General features: G+C 64.6%; 18 protein-coding genes and 2 tRNA genes. 17 read left to right on the top strand and 3 right to left on the bottom strand.

Annotation, left to right across the window (positions count from 1 at the left end):
* Positions 1–87: 87 nt before the first annotated feature.
* The 3 genes from MUK71_RS10650 to thiL all read left to right on the top strand — a co-directional run bounded on the left by MUK71_RS10650 (position 88) and on the right by thiL (position 1,506).
* Positions 88–159: transfer RNA gene (locus tag MUK71_RS10650), tRNA-Gln, on the top strand.
* 159 nt (positions 160–318) lie between these two features.
* A tRNA-Glu gene (locus tag MUK71_RS10645) sits at positions 319–394 on the top strand.
* Between the two features lie 98 nt (positions 395–492).
* Positions 493–1,506 carry a thiamine-phosphate kinase gene (thiL, locus tag MUK71_RS10640; protein ID WP_227927599.1) on the top strand — a complete coding sequence of 338 codons (1,014 nt, stop codon included), beginning with the start codon at positions 493–495 and terminating at the stop codon, positions 1,504–1,506.
* A gap of 28 nt (positions 1,507–1,534) precedes the next feature.
* On the opposite strand, the gene MUK71_RS10635 is transcribed toward thiL, so the two are convergent.
* Both MUK71_RS10635 and MUK71_RS10630 read right to left on the bottom strand, forming a co-directional pair.
* Positions 1,535–1,957: a potassium channel family protein gene (locus tag MUK71_RS10635; RefSeq protein WP_227927600.1), complete on the bottom strand. Its 423-nt coding sequence runs from the start codon at positions 1,955–1,957 to the stop codon at positions 1,535–1,537.
* Positions 1,958–1,993: 36 nt separating this feature from the next.
* Complete coding sequence (locus MUK71_RS10630; RefSeq protein ID WP_227901426.1) at positions 1,994–2,713, bottom strand: IclR family transcriptional regulator; 720 nt, start codon at positions 2,711–2,713, stop codon at positions 1,994–1,996.
* Positions 2,714–2,827: 114 nt separating this feature from the next.
* Here MUK71_RS10630 and leuC point away from each other — a divergent pair, with 114 nt between their 5' ends.
* The 7 genes from leuC (at position 2,828) to MUK71_RS10595 (ending at position 10,686) form a co-directional block, all read left to right on the top strand.
* The gene (leuC, locus tag MUK71_RS10625; protein ID WP_227927601.1) at positions 2,828–4,285 is read left to right on the top strand and encodes a 3-isopropylmalate dehydratase large subunit; all 1,458 of its coding nucleotides are present in this window, start codon (positions 2,828–2,830) and stop codon (positions 4,283–4,285) included.
* A gap of 11 nt (positions 4,286–4,296) precedes the next feature.
* Positions 4,297–4,914, top strand: coding sequence for a 3-isopropylmalate dehydratase small subunit (gene leuD, locus MUK71_RS10620; RefSeq protein ID WP_227927602.1), 618 nt, complete (start codon positions 4,297–4,299; stop codon positions 4,912–4,914).
* Positions 4,915–5,163: 249 nt separating this feature from the next.
* The gene (murA, locus tag MUK71_RS10615) at positions 5,164–6,504 is read left to right on the top strand and encodes a UDP-N-acetylglucosamine 1-carboxyvinyltransferase (protein WP_227901429.1); all 1,341 of its coding nucleotides are present in this window, start codon (positions 5,164–5,166) and stop codon (positions 6,502–6,504) included.
* Between the two features lie 9 nt (positions 6,505–6,513).
* Positions 6,514–7,308 carry a lysophospholipid acyltransferase family protein gene (locus tag MUK71_RS10610; protein ID WP_227927603.1) on the top strand — a complete coding sequence of 265 codons (795 nt, stop codon included), beginning with the start codon at positions 6,514–6,516 and terminating at the stop codon, positions 7,306–7,308.
* Complete coding sequence (locus MUK71_RS10605; protein WP_227927604.1) at positions 7,305–8,348, top strand: NAD(P)H-dependent glycerol-3-phosphate dehydrogenase; 1,044 nt, start codon at positions 7,305–7,307, stop codon at positions 8,346–8,348. The genes MUK71_RS10610 and MUK71_RS10605 overlap by 4 nt, the downstream gene beginning before the upstream one ends.
* Entirely contained in the window at positions 8,345–9,496 is a 1,152-nt protein-coding gene (locus tag MUK71_RS10600; RefSeq protein ID WP_227927605.1) for a D-alanine--D-alanine ligase family protein, read from the top strand. The genes MUK71_RS10605 and MUK71_RS10600 overlap by 4 nt, the downstream gene beginning before the upstream one ends.
* Before the next feature lie 134 nt (positions 9,497–9,630).
* Positions 9,631–10,686: an LCP family protein gene (locus tag MUK71_RS10595; RefSeq protein ID WP_227927606.1), complete on the top strand. Its 1,056-nt coding sequence runs from the start codon at positions 9,631–9,633 to the stop codon at positions 10,684–10,686.
* A gap of 14 nt (positions 10,687–10,700) precedes the next feature.
* Here MUK71_RS10595 and MUK71_RS10590 read toward each other — a convergent pair whose 3' ends face one another.
* Positions 10,701–11,180, bottom strand: coding sequence for a DUF3515 domain-containing protein (locus MUK71_RS10590; RefSeq protein WP_227927607.1), 480 nt, complete (start codon positions 11,178–11,180; stop codon positions 10,701–10,703).
* Between the two features lie 103 nt (positions 11,181–11,283).
* Between MUK71_RS10590 and MUK71_RS10585 the strand changes: the two genes are divergently transcribed.
* The 7 genes from MUK71_RS10585 (at position 11,284) to wecC (ending at position 20,991) form a co-directional block, all read left to right on the top strand.
* The gene (locus MUK71_RS10585; protein WP_227927608.1) at positions 11,284–12,306 is read left to right on the top strand and encodes an LCP family protein; all 1,023 of its coding nucleotides are present in this window, start codon (positions 11,284–11,286) and stop codon (positions 12,304–12,306) included.
* A gap of 798 nt (positions 12,307–13,104) precedes the next feature.
* Positions 13,105–14,322, top strand: coding sequence for a glycosyltransferase family 4 protein (locus tag MUK71_RS10580; protein WP_227927610.1), 1,218 nt, complete (start codon positions 13,105–13,107; stop codon positions 14,320–14,322).
* Positions 14,319–16,061 (top strand): glycosyltransferase family 4 protein, encoded by a 1,743-nt coding sequence (locus MUK71_RS10575; protein WP_227927611.1) that lies wholly within the window; start codon positions 14,319–14,321, stop codon positions 16,059–16,061. The genes MUK71_RS10580 and MUK71_RS10575 overlap by 4 nt, the downstream gene beginning before the upstream one ends.
* Positions 16,061–16,942, top strand: a complete 882-nt coding sequence (locus MUK71_RS10570) for an ABC transporter permease (RefSeq protein WP_227927612.1) — start codon at positions 16,061–16,063, stop codon at positions 16,940–16,942. The genes MUK71_RS10575 and MUK71_RS10570 overlap by 1 nt, the downstream gene beginning before the upstream one ends.
* Positions 16,929–17,822 carry an ABC transporter ATP-binding protein gene (locus tag MUK71_RS10565; protein WP_227927613.1) on the top strand — a complete coding sequence of 298 codons (894 nt, stop codon included), beginning with the start codon at positions 16,929–16,931 and terminating at the stop codon, positions 17,820–17,822. The genes MUK71_RS10570 and MUK71_RS10565 overlap by 14 nt, the downstream gene beginning before the upstream one ends.
* Entirely contained in the window at positions 17,823–19,724 is a 1,902-nt protein-coding gene (locus tag MUK71_RS10560) for a glycosyltransferase family protein (protein ID WP_227927614.1), read from the top strand.
* Positions 19,705–20,991, top strand: a complete 1,287-nt coding sequence (gene wecC / locus MUK71_RS10555) for a UDP-N-acetyl-D-mannosamine dehydrogenase (RefSeq protein ID WP_227927615.1) — start codon at positions 19,705–19,707, stop codon at positions 20,989–20,991. Before MUK71_RS10560 ends, wecC begins: the two co-directional genes overlap by 20 nt.

Below are 20,991 nucleotides of genomic sequence, written 5' to 3'. Positions count from 1 at the left end.
GCCGTGTATAGTAATAACTCGTGCTGAGGGGTTGAACCCCAAAGGAACGCCGCGGGGAAACCCGCAAGAGCGTAGCTTGAAGCACATTGGGATATGGTGTAATTGGCAACACAACGGTTTCTGGTACCGTCATTCTAGGTTCGAGTCCTGGTATCCCAGCGGTAACCAATACGCGGCAAAATGCCCGATTGGTGTCCATCTGAAGAATATGAAATACTCTTCAGGCCGGTTCTTCGAAACCGGCAAAGGAAGTGCACAGGCTCACTCCCGTCCGATGTATCAAAGACGGACGCGTGGAGTGCTTGGAGCACTGTACCCGGCCCCATCGTATAGCGGCCTAGTACGTCGCCCTCTCACGGCGATAACGCGGGTTCGAATCCCGCTGGGGTCACCATCAGCCGGTTCCGGACAACATGTCCGGGGCCGGCTTTTTCGTTAAGCCGCCATGGTAATTTCAAAGACCAACCCCGGCGGAAACCAAAGGAAGAGCCCGTGCCGTCTGACATCCTGACCGTGGAGCAGCTCGATGAGAAAGCACTGCTGGAACGGATCTTCCCCAGGCTCGGTCCCACCACCGCCCTCATTGGTCCCGGCGATGACGCCGCGGTGATCGCCGCCCCCGACGGTCGTACGGTGATCTCCATCGACACCCTGGTTCAGGATGCGGATTTCCGCCTGCTGTGGCCCTCGGGCTACCGTACCGGCGGATACACAGTCGGCTGGAAATGCGCAGCCCAGAATCTCTCCGACATCAATGCCATGGGTGCTGTGCCCACTTCCCTCGTGGTCAGCCTGACCCTGCCCGGAAGCACTGAGGTCGCGTGGGTGGAGGACCTGGCCAGCGGCCTCGCAGGGGCAGTGACGTCCTTGATGTTCGATACCGGGCGGTGCTCGGTTGTGGGCGGAGACCTCGGCCGCGGCAGCCAGATTGTTGTCACCGCAGCCGTGACCGGTGACCTCGAAGGGCGGGCACCCGTCCTTCGCTCCGGAGCGAGGCCCGGCGACGTCCTGGCCTTTACCGGAGCGTTGGGGGCCGCAGCCGGTGGGCTGGCGGTGCTGGAGAGCAGTCTGGACTATTCAACCGTCCGGGAAGAGCCGGACCAGCTTCTTGCCACCCTGGTCGCGTCCCAGAACCGGCCGCATCCGCCGATACACCTGGGCCCGCGGGCGGCGGCGGCGGGCGCAACGGCGATGCTGGACGTTTCCGACGGGCTGGTGCGGGACGCCGGCCGAATAGCCCTGGCATCGGGCGTCGGAATCGACTTGGACGCGGAGTACGTCCGTACCCGTGCCGAACTGCTCGCCCCCGCAGCAGCGCGGCTGGGAGCCGATCCATTGGACTGGGTGCTGGGCGGGGGAGAGGATCATGGCCTGCTGGCCACATTCCCGCCCGGTGCCGTGCTGCCCAAAGGATTTGTCCGGATGGGCATTGTGCAGGACGGCGGCGGTGTAACGGTAGGCGGCGTGGCTCCACAGACCACGGGCTGGGACCACTTCGCCGGATGATCCTTCCGGGCCAAACTGATCCAGCCGGTCAGCGCAGGATATGCCGCTCCCGGATACGTCGGGCCAGGGATTCCAGCTCGTCCCGGGACAGGTCCGGGAGGTGCTCAAGCTCATCCACGAGATCGTTCAGCGAGGTTCGGGAGCGGATTCGGAGCAGTTCATTGTAGAAGCCCACAATGATGCCGGTCAGCAGGGCGACCACCAGGATGCCGTAGAGCGCCACCACTACGGTTATCAGCCGGCCGGCAAAGGTGACCGCTACATAGTCTCCGAACCCGATGGTGGTAAAGGAACTGAAGAGGTACCAGAGGCTGTCCCCGAAATCCGGAATGCCGGGCTCGAACCGGGGCAGCAACAAAGCCGCGGTGCCAAGGGCAATCAGGAAGCCGTAGAGCACGTAATCCGCGTTGGTCACCCGGACAATGTTCCACAGCACACGCATCCGCTTCATGGTGCCTCCCGTGCATTGGAGGCTCCCAGAATAGGCCTAGTCCGCGTTCTTGCGCAGCGCCTCGGTGAGCTGGGCGCCGGCCTTGGCTACCACTTCGGCGTGGATACGTCCGGGCTGGCGGGTCAGGCGTTCGATCGGGCCGGAAATCGACACAGCGGCGATCACCCGGCCGGACGGTCCACGCACGGGAGCCGAAACCGAGGCAACGCCGGGTTCGCGTTCGCCCAGGCTCTGGGCCCACCCGCGGCGCCGCACGCCGGCCAGCACGGTGGGGGTGAAGCGGGCATTGTGCAGCCCCTCCAGCAGGCGGTCGTGGTCCTCCCACGCCAGCAGGCACTGGGCGGCCGAGCCGGCCTTCATGGAGAGCTGGGTGCCCACGGGGATGGTGTCGCGGAGGCCGATGGGCCGCTCTGCTGAGGCGACACACACCCGCCATTCACCCTGCCGGCGGAATACCTGAGAGCTTTCGCCGGTGATATCGCGCAGCTGCAGCAATACGGGCCCGGCGGAGGCGATGAGCCGGTCCTCTCCGGCGGCGGAGGCCAGCTCCACGAGGCGTCCGCCCAGGACAAAGCGGCCCTGGATATCGCGTCCCACCAGACGGTGGTGGACCAGCGCCAATGCCAGCCGGTGCACGGTGGGGCGGGCAAGCCCGGTGGCAGACACCAGCTGTGCAAGGGTGGTCGGTCCCGCTTCAAGTGCATCCAGCACCATTGCCGCCTTGTCGATAACGCCTACCCCGCTTGCAGTGTCCATACACTGATACTGCCGTCTCACTATCTGAGATGCAAGTTGAAAAGCTGGACCGCCGGCTCCGCGGGCTGGTTCCCTTAAGGAACGCAGCACAAGATCTCAACGAGGGGTACCGGCATGGCTGAGCATGTAGCAGGCAGGACGCTTGCACAGAAAGTCTGGGATGAGCACGTAGTGCACAAGGGTGAGGACGGCGCCCCCGACCTTCTGTACATTGACCTGCACCTTATCCATGAGGTGACCTCCCCGCAGGCCTTTGAAGGGCTGCGCCTGGCCGGCAGGGGGCTGCGCCGCCCGGACCTGACCATCGCCACCGAGGACCACAACACGCCCACGCTGGCCATCGACAAGCCGATCGCAGACCCGGTGAGCCGCACTCAGATTGAAACGCTGCGGGCCAACTGCGCCGAGTTCGGAGTCAGGCTGCATCCCCTCGGCGACGCCGAGCAGGGCATTGTGCACGTGGTCGGCCCCCAGCTGGGCCTGACGCAGCCCGGGCTGACGGTGGTCTGCGGAGACTCGCACACCTCCACGCACGGAGCCTTCGGCGCTCTGGCAATGGGCATTGGAACCTCTGAAGTGGAACACGTCATGGCCACCCAGACACTGTCCCTGAAGCCGTTCAAGACCATGGCCATCAACGTGGAGGGGACTCTGCGTCCCGGGGTGACCTCGAAGGACATCATCCTTGCCGTGATCGCCAAGATCGGCACCGGCGGCGGCCAGGGCTACGTGCTGGAATACCGCGGCTCTGCTATCCGCTCGCTGTCCATGGAAGCACGGATGACCATCTGCAACATGTCCATCGAGGCCGGTGCCCGCGCCGGTATGGTGGCGCCGGATGACACCACCTTCGCCTACCTCAAAGGACGTCCGCACGCACCGCAGGGCCGGGACTGGGACGCCGCCGTCGAGCACTGGAGGTCCCTGGCAACGGATGAAGACGCACAGTTCGACGCCGAGGTGTTCCTGGACGCCGATGAGCTGGAGCCCTTCGTCACGTGGGGAACAAACCCGGGGCAGGGCGTCTCACTCTCCGACGCCGTGCCTGCCCCGGAGGACTTCGCGGATGAAAACGCCCGTGCCGCGGCCGAACGGGCCCTGACCTACATGGACCTGGCTGCCGGTACGCCCATGAAGGAGATCCGGGTGGACACTGTCTTCCTGGGGTCCTGCACCAACAGCCGCATTGAGGACCTGCGCATTGCCGCCGACATTATCCGCGGCCGGCAGAAGGATCCGGATATCCGCATGATGGTGGTGCCCGGCTCTGCGCGGGTGCGGCTGGAGGCGGAGGCCGAAGGCCTGGACCGGGTGTTCAAGGAATTCGGCGCGGAATGGCGTTTCGCCGGGTGCTCCATGTGCCTGGGCATGAACCCGGATCAGCTGGAGCCGGGGGAGCGCTGCGCCTCCACGTCCAACCGGAACTTTGAAGGCCGTCAGGGCAAGGGCGGGCGGACCCACCTGGTCTCGCCGGTGGTGGCAGCCGCCACGGCCGTCCGCGGAACCCTCAGCTCGCCCTCTGACCTGGACCCGCTGCCGGGTGCCGCCGTCGACGCCGTCAGCGCTGCATAGGAGAACCTGTTATGGAAAAGATCACCACACACACCGGCATAGGTGTTCCGCTGCGCCAGAGCAACGTGGACACGGACCAGATCATCCCCGCCGTCTACCTCAAGCGGATCACCCGGACAGGCTTCGAAGACGCCCTCTTTGCCGGCTGGCGGAAGAACGAGGAATTCATCCTCAACCAGGAGCCCTACAGCCGCGGCTCGGTGCTGGTGGCCGGACCGGATTTCGGTACCGGCTCCTCCCGCGAGCATGCCGTATGGGCTTTGAAGGACTACGGGTTCCGCGCCGTCCTCTCCTCCCGGTTCGCCGATATCTTCCGCGGCAACTCCGGCAAACAGGGCCTGGTGGCCGCCCAAGTGGCCCAGGATGACATTGAGCTCATTTGGAAGGTGCTGGAGGAGGCGCCGGGCACGGAAGTCACCGTTGACCTGCAGGCCCGCACCGTGGTCTGCGGCAGCGTCAACGCGCCGTTCGACATTGACGAGTACACGCGCTGGCGGCTGCTCGAAGGCCTGGACGACATCGCGCTGACCCTGCGGCATGAGTCGGAAATCACCAGCTTCGAAGCGCAGCGCCCGTCCTACAAGCCGACCACGCTTCCTGCCCTTTACCAGGGCGTTTTTCCCGGCTAACTGTTCAGCAGGGTACTGCTGATTTGCGCCCCGCCCGGTTTCGTGGGCGTCCCCGGATCTCGATACAATCGATAGGCCCCGCGACGGCGGGGCCTATCTGCTTTCCACTCCGCCAGCCATGACCGGAATCACCCCGGCACGGCCCCCGTCGGGGAGCGGAGTCATTTCAGTAAGTAGGCGCTTCCTCCTATGCTTGGTTGCAGTCTCTTATTGCGTTCGGGGCCAATCTAGTTAAGAAATCAGGTGTTCATGGGTAGCGTCCTTACGATCCGAGGCGGGGTTCCTCTCTCCGGAAAGGTGCCGGTCCGCGGGGCGAAGAATCTTGTCCCCAAGGCGATGGTTGCCGCCCTGCTCGGCAACGGCCCTTCCCTGCTGCGCAACGTTCCGGAAATCAAGGACGTCGAGGTTGTCACATCGCTGCTGAAGCTGCACGGCGTGGAGGTCTCCAAGGACCCCGTCACCGGTGACCTCACCATGGATCCGAAGAACGCCAAGACGGCGGCATCCAAGGACATCGACGCCCACGCCGGGGACTCCCGTATTCCGATCCTGCTCTGCGGACCCCTGATGCACAGCTTGGGCGAGGCATTCATCCCGGACCTGGGCGGCTGCAAAATCGGCGACCGCCCCATTGACTATCACCTGCAGATGCTCCGCAACTTCGGTGCCGTGGTGGAAAAGCGCCCCGGCGGCATTTCCATCTCCGCGCCCAAGGGCCTGACCGGTGCCAAACTGGAACTGCCCTACCCGAGCGTCGGCGCCACCGAACAGGTTCTCCTGACGGCCGTGAAGGCTGTGGGAATCACCGAGCTGCGCGGCGCAGCCGTGGAGCCGGAAATCCTTGACCTGATCGCCATCCTGCAGAAGATGGGCGCCATCATCTCCGTGCAGACGGACAGGGTCATCCGCATTGAAGGTGTCGCAGAGCTGACGGGGTACAACCACCGTGCCCTTCCCGACCGCAACGAGGCCGCGTCCTGGGCCTCGGCGGCCCTGGTCACCAAGGGAGACATCTACGTAGAAGGCGCGGACCAGAAGGACCTCACCGCGTTCCTGAACACCTACCGGAAGATCGGCGGGGCGTTCGACGTCGACGACGGCGGCATCCGCTTCTACCACCCCGGCGGCGCGCTGAACCCGCTGGTGCTGGAAACCGACGTCCACCCGGGCTTTATGACCGACTGGCAGCAGCCGCTTGTCGTGGCGCTGACCCAGGCGGAGGGCGTCTCCATCGTGCACGAGACTGTGTACGAGAACCGCTTCGGCTTCACCGACGCCCTGGTCCGCATGGGTGCCAATATCCAGGTGCACCGTGAATGCCTGGGCAGCGTCCCATGCCGTTTCGGGCAGCGGAACTTCCTGCACTCGGCGGTCATCGCAGGCTCCGTGCAGCTGCGCGGTGCGGAAATCGACATCCCGGACCTGCGCGGTGGCTTCAGCCACCTGATAGCCGCGCTGGCAGCCGAGGGCACGTCCCGTGTCACCGGGATCGAGCTCATCAACCGCGGCTACGAACACTTCCAGGGCAAGCTGGAGGGACTCGGCGCTGACTTTGACGTGGCTTCCGGCGTATCCGCCGGACTCCGGTAGCCTGACGCCATGAAGGAATCGAGAAGGTCACGGGTGGTCTTCGCGCTGCTCGCCGGGACCCTGCGCCCGGTGTTTAATGTCTTCCTCAGAAAGCAGTGGCACGGCGCGGAGAACCTTCCCAAGGACACCGGGTTTATTGTCTGCCCGAACCATGTGACTGAAATCGATCCGGTGGTGGTGGGGCATTTCCTCTACAACCAGGGCCACCCGCCGCACTTCCTGGCCAAGGCGTCGCTGTTCAAGGTCCCCGTGCTGGGGCCTGCGCTCTCGTCCACGAACCAGGTTCCGGTGGAACGCGTGACCGCTGGTGCAGCCGGGTCCCTGGACGCTGCCCGAGAGGCCCTGGCGGCCGGGCGCGCCCTGGTGATCTACCCCGAAGGCACCCTGACCCGCGATCCGGATCTCTGGCCCATGAAAGGCCGGACCGGTGCGGCACGGCTTGCCCTCACCACCGGGGTACCGGTAATCCCCATCGCCCATTGGGGAGACCAGGAACTGCTTCCGCGCTATGCCAAGCGTCCCTCACTCTTCCCGCGTAAACACGTACAGCTGGTGGTGGGCGAGCCGGTGGACCTGTCCGACTTCGCGGACCAGCCGCTGAGTAAGGCCGTCCTGGACGCAGCCACCGACCGGATCATGTCGGACCTGACCGACATGGTCTCCAAACTTCGCGGAGCCGAGCCGCCCAAGGCCCGCTGGGATCCGGTGGCAAACGGCCAGCGGCAGATCGGCCGGTCTTTCGAGACCGGCGGCAACGTCTCCGGCACACCAACCACACACATCAAACCGGAGGCTCCAAAGTGACCGCCCGCAGTGAACACCCCGCCGTTGTCGCCGTCCTGGGCGCAGGAAGCTGGGGTACGGCTTTCGCCAAGATTGCCGCAGATTCCGGTGCCCGCCGCGGCACTGACGTACGGCTGTGGGCCCGCCGCCCCGAAGTGGCCCAGGACATCAACGGCCGCCACCGCAACACCCAGTACCTGAAGGACACCGTCCTTCCGGAGAACCTGCGTGCCTCTACCGATCTGGCGGAGGTGCTCACCGGCGCCGATCTGGTGGTCCTCGCCGTCCCGGCACAGTCCCTGCGTGCCCAGCTGCGGGACGTTGCCGGCCTGATTCCGGATGACGCCGTCGTTGTATCCCTGATGAAGGGGCTGGAGCGGGGCACCGATGCCCGGATGAGCCAGGTAATCGCCGAGGAACTCGGTATGCCGGCAGACCGGATTGCGGTGGTTTCAGGCCCCAACCTGGCCATGGAAATCGCCCGCCAGGAGCCCACTGCCTCCGTGGTGGCCTGCACGGACCTGGACACCGCCGGATGGATTGCCGAAGCCTGCACCGCCCCCTACTTCCGGCCGTACACCAACACCGACGTCGTGGGGACGGAGATCGGCGGCATCGTCAAGAACGTGATCGCCCTGGCCGTCGGCATCTGTGACGGCAAAAAAATGGGTGACAACACCAAGGCGTCGGTGATGACGCGGGGACTGGCCGAGACCACCCGGCTGGCACTGGCATTGGGCGGCAGCGCTGAAACCATGTCCGGCCTGGCCGGCATGGGTGACCTGATTGCCACCTGCTCCTCGCCGCTCTCCCGTAACCACACTGCGGGGACCCTGCTGGCCCAGGGCCTGAGCCTCAACGAGGTCAACGCGTCCATGACGCAGACCGCAGAAGGCATCAAATCAGCCCAGGCCGTCCTGGACCGCGCTACCCAGCTGGGCGTCTACATGCCCATTACCGAAAACGTAGTCGCCGTACTGCAGGGCGCAATTAGTGTGGATGAACTGGGCCCGCGGCTGCTGGCCCGCGAACTGAAATCCGAAGGTGTGTCCGCCCAGTGAGTGTTGAATTCCCATCTGCTGCCGCTCCGGCCGGCGCTTCAAACCGGCCGCGCGTAGCCGTGCTCTTCGGCGGCCGCTCCAGCGAACACTCGGTCAGCTGCGTGACTGCAGCGGGAGTGCTGCAGGCCATCGATACCGCCAAGTACGACGTCGTTCCCATCGGCATTGCGAAAAACGGGCAGTGGAGCCTCGTCTCGGCTGATCCTGCGCAGTGGTCCCTGCGCTCCGCAACCCTGCCCGAAGTTCCTGCGTCCGAGGAATCGGTGGTGCTCTCATCCCAGGACAACAGCCGTGAACTGGTGGCCCACGCCCCCGGCAGCCTGCCGCGCAGCCTGGGCCGGATCGACGTTGTGCTGCCGCTGCTGCACGGACCGTTCGGCGAGGACGGTACCCTGCAGGGACTGCTCGAAATGGCTGACGTGCGGTACGTGGGAGCCGGCGTGCTGGCCTCCGCGGTGGGGATGGACAAGCACTACATGAAGGTTGTCTTTGAATCGGCCGGCCTGGCGGTGGGACCCTACGAAGTCATCACCGACCGGCAGTGGCTGCGGGATCCGCAGGCCTGTCTTGACCGTGCAGGCTCTCTGGCCTTCCCGCTGTTCGTGAAGCCGGCCCGGGCGGGATCCTCCATGGGCATCACGCGGGTGACGGATCCGGCGCAGCTGCCGGCGGCCATTGAAACCGCCCGCCTGCACGATCCCAAAGTTGTCGTAGAAGCCGGGATAGTCGGCCGCGAAATCGAGGTTGCTGTCCTCCAGGGCCGCGGGACGGAAGATCCGCGCACCAGCCAGCCCGGCGAGATCGCCGTCCAGGACGGCGGACACGAGTGGTATGACTTCGAAGCCAAGTACGTTGACGGGACTGCGGCGGAGCTGAGCTGCCCGGCCGATCTGCCGCCGGACATTTCCGCACAGGTCCGCCGGCTGGCAGGAGTCGCCTTCGACGCCGTGGGCGGCGAAGGACTCTCCCGCGTGGACTTCTTCTATACCCCCGGCGGCGAGCTGATCATCAACGAGATCAACACCATGCCCGGGTTCACTCCCATCAGCATGTATCCGCAGATGTGGGCCAAATCCGGGCTGCCGTACACCGAGCTGATCGACGAACTTATTTCGCTGGCACTTGCTCGGCCCACCGGGCTGCGCTAAGACCGGCTCCGGAGCGCGTAGGGCTCCGGTCTTTTAGGGTATTCCTCCCGCTGCAGGTTCCTCTGTCCGGCAGTCCCCGCACGGTTACACTCAGGCCTCTAGGACTGACCGCGGACATGATGCGAGGACCGGACATGATGCAAGGACCCGGCATGCGCAAGCGCCTTTCACCGGAAACCACGCCGCCCCCTCCGGAACACGGGCGCCGGCGGATGGGCCTGCGAAGGAAGCGTATCCGCAATACCGCCCTGGCAATGCTGGGTGTGGTGCTGGCCGTAGCTGTCGCCGCCGGAGGATTCCTCTGGTACCTGGGCACTGCCTACGATGAGGGCAGGACCACCATCGCCGGGGCGCTTCCGGTGGATAAACCACCCCGGACAGAAGCCGCAGAGAACGCCCGGAACATTCTCCTGATGGGCAGCGACACGCGGAACCCGGCCAGCGGGGATGCCACACCGGACATGATGATGCTGCTGCATCTTCCCGGGGACCGCAGCGGTGTCTATGTGCTGTCGATCCTGCCCCACACGTTGGTGGACGTACCGGGCCACGGCAGCCGGCCCATTGACTCAGCCATGACGCTTGGCGGCGTTTCCCTAACTGTAGAGACGGTGCAGAACCTGTTCAACGTTCCCATTGACCACGTAGCCGTCGTCGACTTCGAAGGCCTGCGAGGCCTGACCACTGCGCTGGGAGGGGTCACATTGCATAACGATGAACCCTTCCGCTCCGACGGAGTTGACGGCGAGTTCTTCGCTGCGGGGCGGATTACGGTCCAAGGGGAATCAGCGCTCAACTACGTCCGTAGCCGGCAACAGCAAGGCTTCGATAGCGCACCCTGGCGGATGAGGAATGAACAGGCCCTGCTTGCCGGTATCCTTTCCGGACTCCTGGACCGCGAGACGCTCACCAACCCGAGAACAGTCGGCGGGGTTGTCAACGAAATATCCCCCTACCTCAGCGTGGATGAGAACTTCGATTCGAAGGAGGCAGGGACTCTGGCATTCAGCCTGAGACAGATCAGGCCCGCGGACGTGCACATGTACACGCTGCCTGTCGAAGGTCAGGGAGGATCTGCTGGGGGAATCCTGGCTGCGGTCCCGGACCCGACGGCAGTGGAGGACATATCCGCTGCTCTTGCGGTGGACAATCTGGGAGGATATCTGCCCGCAGCGGCGTCGGCCCGCTAACCCCGGGTGAGGAACTAACTGCCTTCCAGCTCCAGCGTGTCTTCGGGGCTGAGACACTCCCTAGTGGGCTCGATATTGGATACAGCGTTCTGCAGCTGAACCAGCACCGTCGACGAGGCAACTTCATTCGGGTTGAAAATCACTTCCACAGCGGGATCCCGGCCGTAGGTAGTGGCCGTCCAGGTTTCCTCACCCTCACGGAGTATCCAGTCCACACCGTTGACTGTGGCGCATTGGTCAGTCGTGGGACCAGGCACAGGAACTCCGCAGCGCAGGATGGCCTTGGAGGGGCTGCCCCATGCTGCCGTCGCCTGGCTGTCAGTGTCCCTTAGCTCGTACCCGGCCATTTCCCCCGGCAAGGCAACCATCACGGCAGCACACTCCGGATTTGCCGCGTCCGGTGCGGAATCGACATCGGCCGCCGGGGTGCAGCCTGCGACGGCGACGGCGACGGCGGCCAGCAGGAAGGCCGCGGATAAACGGTAGAGCTTCATGGAACAAGCGTATCCGGCGCGCCCTGAACCGATGGAATCGGAGGAGGGGGACGCCGTATAGACTCAAACCGCCCCAACCGCCCCAACCGAGTGAGGACCATAGTTGAGCGAGAACCTGTTTGCCGAGGAGGGCCGCGTCTCCCGGCGTGCCCAAGGGCGGAAATCCCGTCCTGTCCGGACCACGTTGATTATTATGGTCACCATTGTCCTGGCAGCGGGGCTGGCTGCCGGAGGTTATGTCTGGCACCTTGCCCGGACCTTCGACAAGGGTACAAGTACCATCGCGAACGCCTTGCCTGCGAACGCGCCGGACAGGGATCCCGCTGCCGGCGAGTCCCGGAACATTCTCCTGATCGGCAGCGATACCCGGAACCCGGACTCGGACAATGCCCGCAGTGACACCATGATGCTGGTCCATATCCCCGGTGACCGCAGCGGGGTCTACGTCATGTCCATCATGCGCGACACCTGGGTGGATATCCCGGGGCAGGGAGAGCACAAGATCAATGCGGCAATGGCGCTGGGCGGTGTTGCCCTGACTGTCGAGACCGTGCAGGATTTGTTCGATGTTCCTGTCGACCACGTGGCCATCATCGATTTTGAAGGATTTAAAGGCCTGACGGATGCCCTGGGCGGTGTCACCGTGAGCAACAACGTTGCCTTCACGTCTTCCGGTGCAGAGGGCGAGTACTTTGAGGCCGGAAGCATTAGTCTGCAGGGCGAATCGGCGTTGAAATTTGTCCGTGAGCGGTACGCCTTTGCAGACGGAGACTACCAGCGCGTGCGCAACCAGCAGGTATTCCTGCGGGGAGTGATCTCCGGGGTCCTGAATAAGGGAACGCTGACCGATCCCGTGAAGATCAGCAATATTGTCGGCCAGATTTCGCCGTATCTCAGCGTGGATGAAGACCTGGATTCCGTTGCGGCGGGTTCACTCGGCTTCAGCCTGCGGAACGTCAGGTCCTCCGACATCACCATGTTTACGCTGCCCAATTCCGGGGTGGGCACCTCGGCAGACGGCCAGTCGATCATTGTTCCGGATACCGATGCCATTGCTGACATAGCGGCCGCTCTGGATGCAGATGACATGGCGGGATACCTGGAGACCATCGAGAACCGGAACTAAAAACCATGGGAAAGCGCAGGGAAGGTGTTGCGGCAGTATGGGCGGCGGTGATCATCGCCGGTCTCCTTGGAGCCGGCCCGGCTTCGGCAACGGGGTCGGAGCAACCTCCCTCCGAGCCGGTGGTCCCTTCTCCGGAAACGCCGGATGAGGGCGGCCAACAGCCGGTCGATCCCCCTCCCATGACGAAGCCTGCACCCCAGCCGGCCACGCCTGTGCCACCGGCTCAGCAGCCAGCCCCAAATCCTGGTAACCCCGAACCCGCTCCTGTGAACCCTTCGGCTCCGTCGGAGCAGGCTCCGGCGCCCCGCGGAACGGATCCCGTGACCGGCTATCAAGTGGATACCTCCACCGGTTACCTCATCCACCCGGGCACCGGCTACTTGATTGAGCCGGTTACCGGTAACCTGGTCAACCCCACGACCTGGGAGTACACCGGCCTGATATGGGACCCGGAGACCGGAGAAGCCCGCGACCCCAGCGCAGAGCCCTCGCCCACTCCCACCCCGTCGGCCACACCGACAGCTTCCACTTCACCCTCGTCCTCACCCAGTGCCACCGCTGCGGTTGGCCCTACCGCCTCACCCAGCGCTACGGGGCTTTCAGCCGAGGTTGCAAATTCCCGCGGCGGAAACGGATGGGCGATGAGGGGTGGCGTCGTTGTTCTCCTCATTGGAGCGGGAGCGCTGTATTATCTGAAACTTCGAGGATCGGGCCCGGCGGTTCCGGTCCGGACAGGTAAAACCGAGGAGTAGAATTGGCTCCGTCTTTCTGTCGTGAAGCACGCGGCGACTTTTTGGTATGGGGGAAATATCGGTGCGGCTTCAGTTGCTTACCCATTCATATACGCCGGAACACAGCCCGCCCCAGCGCCGCTGGACGCAATTCAACCGATATTTCCGGAGCCTCGATTGGGAGGTTCTAGTTATTACGCCGGTTGCCCACGCACCAAACGGTCGGCGGACACTCCCCAAATCTGAAGCCGGGCGTGCGTTCCGCTGGGACGTGGGCATGTTTGGTGAACGGATCCTGCGGGTTCCCTATCTCTGGCACCGCACCACGCGGCTGGGGCGGCTGATGGACCACTGTTTCAGCGCTGCGGCATCAGTAGCGGCCGGCATGCTGACCCGGCGGCCCGACGCGGTCATTGTTACTGTTCCCAGTCTCCCCATCCTCGGCGCCGGATACCTGCTGTCCCGGCTGAGACGTGTTCCCTTCGTCGTGGACATGCGCGATGCATGGCCGGATATTGCCCGCGATGCCCGGATTGTCCGGGGAAGTGCCAAGAGCCTGACGGAACGGGCGGTAGTCACGTTCCAGGAACGTGCCGACCTGGTGGTGACCGTGACTTACGGCTTCGCCTCCACCCTGCGGGAACGCGGTTTGAAGAACGTGGCCACGGTTGTTAACGGCGTCGATATTTCGGTACGGGAGTTGCTGCCTCCACCGCCGGAAAACCGGGAGCGGCTGGAGGTGCTCTACCTCGGCAACCACGGTGAAAGCCAGCGGCTGGACCTGGTGATCCGGGCCGCTGCGCTGGCCCGTGACTACGTCCACCTGACGATGGTGGGCCACGGCGTCCAGCGCCGGCAGCTGATGGCGCTGGCGCGGGAACTCGATGCACCCGTGAGCTTCCATGGCCCGGCCCGGCGGCGTGAAGTCATGGAGTACTACCGGGCGGCGGACACCTGCGTGGTCTCCCTCCGCGATGACTGGAAATCATTTGAAACCACCATCCCTTCCAAGACCTACGAAGTCCTGGCTGTAGGCAGGCACGTCACCGCCGTCGTTCGCGGCGAGGCACGTTCGATCATCGAGGAATCGGGCGCCGGCGACGTTGTGGAGTCTTCCCCTGAATCGATAGCCCAGCTGTGGAAGGAACTCCACGGTGACAGGAGCCGGCTCCTTACGGGTACATCCGGTCGGGACTGGGTACAGGACAATGCCGACGTGGATTCACTGGCGGTGGCCTATGCTGATCTGCTGCGCAGCGTGGCGGCAGGCCGGCCGCAAGCATGAAGTTTCGGACAGCGGCCCGTAATGCCTCCCTAGCGGCGGGCACCGTACTTGAGCATCTGGGCGATGACCCGGTGGTCCTGGGACTGCAGGTGTCCCGACGAATACCCGGCCGGGTGCTGGATCCGTTGGTACGCACAGTGGAAAGAGTTGCAGCAGGGACAGTCCTGGGACCGCTGGCCGCCGTCGTACGGGGTGAAAAGGAAACCGCCGAACGCAGGCTTACCGCGGCCTTATCCGAAGGGGCTGCAGGCCGGCGGGCCCTGCACTTCGCGGACGTTGCTACGGCTGCCGGGTTCGGGGACCTGGCTGACCGGCTCATTACCGCAGCGGAACCCGGCACCCGCGGTTTGCCCGGGACGCTCGCGCGCCGCCGATGGTACGACGGCGACATGACCGGTGCTGTGGAGGTACTCGAGTCCGGGAGCCGGGCGGAGCGTAGACAGCAGCGCCGGCTCGCCTCGGAGCTCGCCGTTTTTGAAGGATGGCAGCCGATTCTGGATCCGGTGAAGGGCTACGTCCCGAACCCCGAGACTGTACTGCACGTTCTCACCAACAGCCTCCCGCATACCGGAAGCGGCTATGCCCAGCGCACGCACTCAATCCTGAAGGCACAGTCCGAGCGGGGCTGGTCAGTCCATGCGGTCACCCGGCCAGGCTACCCCGTGCAGGTGGGCAAGCTGCTGGCACGGGACATCGACAGCATTGACGGCGTCACCTATAACAGGTTGCTGCCTGCGCGGCTACCCTTTGGCATGCAGCAACGGCTGCAGCAGCAGGCGGAATTGACGCTCGCGCTGGCACTGAAGACGCGGCCGGCGATTCTGCATACCACCACGCATTTCGTCAACGGACTGGTGACTGCCGCCGTTGCCGAGGCCCTCCGTATTCCCTGGATCTACGAGGTCCGCGGCCAGCTCGCAGATACGTGGGCCTCGACCCGCCCGGAGGAAGCACGCCGCAGCGAACGGTACCGGCTCTTCCGCGAACGGGAAGCGGACGTGATGGGCAGGGCCGCGCTGGTGCCCACGCTCGGAACCGTCATGGCCGAACAAATCTCCAGCAGCGGAGTTCCGCGGGAGCGGATCCGCCTCCTCCCCAACGCCGTGGGGGAGGGATACCTCGAAACACCCCTGCCGCCCGCCGAGGCCCGCCGTGCCCTCGGGCTGGATCCAGACACGGAATTAATTGGAACGGTCAGCAGTCTGGTTGACTATGAGGGGCTCGATGACCTCATTGCAGCCTTCGGCCTGGTCGCTGGCCAGCACCGGCACCTTAACTGCCTCATTGTCGGCGACGGTGCGGCCGCGCCGGGGTTGAAGGCGCTCACCGCCGAACTCGGACTAACCGGCCGCGTCATCTTCACGGGCCGGGTGCCCCGGGAACAGGCCCATTTGTACCATCAGGCACTCGACGTTTTTGTGGTGCCTCGGAAGGATTTGAACGTGACACGAGTGGTAACTCCGCTGAAGCCGGTGGAGGCCATGGCCTGCTCACGGCCGGTGATAGCCAGCCACCTGCCGGCGCTGGGCGAGCTGGTTCGGCATGCAGAGAACGGGCTTCTGGTCCGGCCCTCCGATCCGGCGCACCTGGCTGACGCGATCGATGCCCTGATGTCCGACCCCGCGTACCGCGCCGTCCTCGGAAGCAGGGGGCGCAGCCACGTTCTCGCCACGCGCACTTGGGGATCAGCCGCAGAGCAGACCACGGAGTGGTACCGCGCGCTCGCAGGTGCAGCCTAATGGCCCGGACCAATGAGGACGCGCTGGCGGCGGTTCAGCCTCTTTCCGTAGACCTCAGGGGACTGCAGCGGGTCGGCGCCCGCCCCGGATTTGTCGACTACCTCGTCCAGATCTGGAACTACCGGCACTTCATCGCCTACGATGCCAAATCTCGGGTACAGAGCGGCAACCGCAGGGACCGCCTTGGCAGCGCGTGGCTGATCCTGAACCCGATCCTGAACGGTCTGACCTACTACCTGATCTTCGGCCTGTTATTGAACACCGGCCGCGGGATCGAGAACTTCATCGGCTACCTGGTGATCGGTATTTTCCTTTTCCAGTTCAGTTCCCGGGCCATCACCAACGGCGCACGGTCCATCCAGCAGAACCGCGCCGTGATCCAGGCCTTCAGTTTCCCGCGGGCCACCCTGCCCATTTCCGTCAACTTGCGCGAGCTGCTGGCCAACATCCCGGTGCTGATTGTGATGATGCTGCTGGTGCTTCTTGTCCCACCCACGGAGGACGTCACGTGGCGGTGGCTGCTGGTGATCCCGGCGCTTGCCCTGCAGTGGATTTTCAACCTGGGCGTGGGTCTGATCCTGGCCCGGATCATTTCCCAGGTCAACGACGTCGTGCACCTCCTGAGCTTCGCGCTGCGGGCGTGGATGTACGCCAGCGCCGTCTTCTACAGTTTTGACCGATTTATCGACGACCCCGTGGTGCTCAATATCCTCGAGCTGAACCCGTTGTTCCAGGTGCTGGATATTGTGCGGGACTGCCTGCTTTATGCGACGGTCCCGTCCTGGCAATCGTGGGCCATCCTGAGCTGCTGGGCGCTGGGCGCACTTGCGGTAGGGGCCGTGTATTTCTGGCGGGCGGAGGAGAGCTATGGACGCGCCTGAAGACCTCCAGTTCCTCGCGGAGGAGCCCTGCGTGGTGATCGACGAGGTGAGCATGAGGTACCGTGTGCCCTCGAGCGAAACCGTCCCTGGGAGCCGGAACGGCATTGGTGGCCTGATGCGACGCATCACGGGCAAACCGAACCTGGTGACAGTCAATGCCCTGAAGCCGATGTCCCTGGTGGCGGTCCGGGGCGAATCGATCGGCATTGTCGGCCGCAACGGTTCCGGCAAGAGCACACTGATGAAACTCATCGCCGGTCAGGCCAATCCGGACACCGGCGCTGTGTACGCCTCCAGCACACCTATCATGCTGGGCGTCAATGCGGCCCTCGTCCCCGAGCTTCCCGGTGACCACAACGTTGTCCTTGGCTGCCTTGCCATGGGACTGACCTATGACCAGATCGCCGAACGGTACGAGTCGATTGTCGAACTCTCCGGCCTGGAAAAGGCCATCCACCTGCCCATGCGCTCCTACTCCTCCGGTATGTCCTCCCGCCTCCGCTTCGCCATCGCAGCGAGCATCGACCCCGAGATCCTGCTGATTGATGAGGCCCTGAACACCGGCGACGCGCAATTCGCAGACCGGAGCCGGAAGCGGATGGACGAGCTGCGGGAAAACGCCGGCTGCGTCTTCTTGGTCAGCCACAGCCTCGAAACCATCACCGAGATGTGTTCCCGGGTGGTGTGGATGGATAAGGGTGACCTGCTGATGGACGGCGAACCGCGGGACGTGGTGAAGGCCTATAAGGACTTCACGAGGCACCTGTCCAAGGGCAACAACATCAGTGCAGCCAAAATCCGCACTGACGCGATGGAAGCACTCACCGTCACCCGGATCCAGGAACGTTCCACCGGGCGCCGCAGCGCGAAGGTGCAGTAAATGGCGTCGCTGAAGGATTTCCGCACCGGCCTCTGGCACCTGCGTTCCGGCGGGCCGGCGGAGCTGCGCGAATGGAACGTGCGCCGGCGGGCGGAACAGGGATTCGCCGACCCGGCGAATTCCCGCGGCGTGGAGGCGGGCTGGATCGGCCGGGGTTCACGGCGTCGGTTGTCGATCCCCGCCGCCACCGTTCCGGGACGTCTGCCCCGGCGCGGCGACCTGACGGTTGGCGTCATCCTCGACGAGTTCTCCGCCGCGGCCTTCGCCTTCGAGTGGAACACGGTGGCGCTGGACCCGGCCGGCTGGCGGCAGCAGCTGAGGGAGCATACGCTGGACCTGATTTTCGTGGAGTCTGCCTGGGCCGGCAACAACAGGCTCTGGCGCGGCAAGCTGGCCGGTCCCAACGGCCCCGCCCCGCAGCTGGCTGAACTGCTCGCCTTCGCCCGCAGTTCGGGTATTCCCACCGTCTTCTGGAACAAGGAAGACCCGCCGCACTACGAGGATTTCCTCCCTGCGGCGGCGCTGTTCGACCACGTCTTCACTTCCGATGTGCGCCGGGTGGAGCACTACCGCAGGGATCTGGGACACAACAACATCGGTGTCCTTCCGTTCGCCGCCCAGCCGGCAATCCACAACCCTGCACGCCCCAAACACGGACGGCACGCCCGGGACATTGCCTTCGCGGGCATGTATTTCGCGCACAAGTATCCCGAACGCCGTCAGCAGATGGATATGCTGCTTGGCGGAGCGATGGACGCCAAGCTCCCCGTCGGCCTGGAGATCTTCTCCCGGAAACTTGGCGGGGACGCCAACTACCAGTTCCCGGCGCCCCTGGACTCCCGGGTGGTCGGATCACTGTCCTATGCGCAGATGCTGTCCGCGTACAAGGCCTACAAGGTGTTCCTGAACGTCAACTCCGTGGTTGATTCACCGAGCATGTGTGCCCGGCGCATCTTCGAGATCAGTGCGGCGGGGACTCCCGTGATCAGTACGCCCAGCGACGCCGTCGCCCGGTTCTTTGCGCCCGACGAAGTACCCGTCGCCGCCACCCGGGAAGCGGCCGCGGCACTGAGCGCCGGGCTGGTCCGCAACGCCGAATACAATGACCGCACCGTTCACCGCGCCCAGCGCCGGATCTGGTCGGGGCATACTTATGCTCACCGCGCCGAAACCATCGTGGCAGCAGCCGTGCCGCTGAAGTCCGTTCCCCTGGCCCGTCCCACGGTGTCCGCCCTGGTTCCGACCATCCGGCCGCACCAGTTGGAGAACGTCTTCCGCACGATTGCCGCCCAGCAGGACGTGGACGTGGAGCTGGTACTGCTGACCCACGGCTTCGTCCTGGCGCCCGAACGCCTGCAGGAGCTTTCCGCGGCCACCGGACTGCAAAGGGTCCGACTGCTCTCCGCCGGAACCGAAGTATCACTGGGGGAGTGCCTGAACCGATGCGTCGAGGCCGCGTCGGGCGAGGTGGTGGCGAAGATGGACGACGACGACCACTACGGGCCGCACTACCTCAGCGACCAGCTCTATGCGCTGGAGTATTCGGGTGCCGACGTGGTGGGCAAGCAGGCCCACTACATGCACCTGCGCAGCTCCAACGCCGTCGTCCTCCGCTTCGGACACCGCGAACACCGCTACACGGACTTCGTGATGGGACCGACCATTGTCACCCGGCGTACTCTTGCCCGTGAACTACCCTTTCCATCACTCGGGTTGGGCGAGGACACGGGTTTCTTGAAACAGGCTGCCGCCGCCGGAAAACGGATTTACTCGGCGGACCGCTTCAATTACTACCAGGTCCGTGAAGCCAGCGGACATACATGGAAGGTCGACGACGCCACTCTGCTGGCCTCGGGCGACCTCCGATTCTATGGGGAACCGAATGAACACACAGACATATAGCGCCGGCGAGACCACAACGGCCGTCGCCACCGTTGCCGTCATCGGCCTGGGCTACATCGGCCTGCCCACCGCCGCCATCCTTGCGGGCAAGGGCCTGCATGTGATCGGCGTCGACGTCAATCCGTACACGGTGGAGGCTGTGAACGAAGGCCGCGTGCCGTTCGTGGAACCCGATCTCGGGATCCATGTGGCCGGCGCCGTCAGCCAGGGCCACCTCGTCGCCCAGGCTACCGTTCCCGAAGCCGACGCCTACATCGTGGCGGTACCCACACCGTTCAAAGAGGACAAGACCGCCGACCTGGTCTACGTAGAGCAAGCGGCACGTAACATCGCCCCGCGCATCAAGGCCGGCAACCTGGTCATCCTGGAATCCACGTCACCTCCGGGTACCACCAAACACCTGGCTGAGGTCATCCTGGGGCTGCGCCCCGACCTCGCTCCGGATGCGAACGGCGGCAAAGCAGCCGTCATGTTTGCACACTGCCCCGAGCGGGTCCTGCCGGGCCGCATCATGATCGAACTGGTCACCAATGACCGCATCATCGGGGGACTGACCCCCGCGGCGGCCACCACGGCCGCCGCCCTCTACAGCACTTTCTGCCAGGGCGGCATTCACCTCACCGACGCCGCCACCGCGGAAATGGCCAAGCTGGTGGAAAACGCCTACCGCGACGTCAATATCGCGTTCGCCAATGAGCTCTCCGTGATCAGCGACAACCTCGGCATCGATGTGTGGAACCTGATCGAGCTGGCCAACCACCATCCTCGCGTGAACATCCTGCAGCCCGGTCCCGGCGTCGGCGGCCACTGCATTGCCGTTGATCCCTGGTTCATCGTGGCGGCCGACCCCGAAAACGCCAAGCTGATCCGCACCGCCCGTCAAGTCAATGATGCAAAGCCGGACTACGTGGTGGCCGCAGTTGAGGCAGCCCTGGCGGAAACAGGCGCCACCACCGTTGCAGCCCTGGGCCTGGCGTTCAAAGCCAATGTGGACGACACCCGGGAATCTCCGGCAGCGGAAATTGTGCGCCGCCTGGCTGCGGCCAACCCGTCCCTGCGCATCCTGGCCGGTACCGCTTTTGCCAACACGCCCCTGCCGGAGGAATTGGCCGGGTTGGGGAATATCAGTGTGGTGAGCGGCGAGACCGCGGTCAAGGAGGCTGGTGTCGTCGTTCTTCTCGTTGATCACGATGCATTCCGGGAGATCACCCCCGAGCAGCTCGCGGGCAAAAAGATCGTGGACACCCGGGGCTTCTGGCGGAACTGA

The organism is Arthrobacter zhangbolii, assembly GCF_022869865.1.
GTDB lineage: Bacteria > Actinomycetota > Actinomycetes > Actinomycetales > Micrococcaceae > Arthrobacter_B > Arthrobacter_B zhangbolii.
Note: the sequence above shows the minus strand (reverse complement) of the source record. Positions and strands in the feature narration are given on the sequence as shown.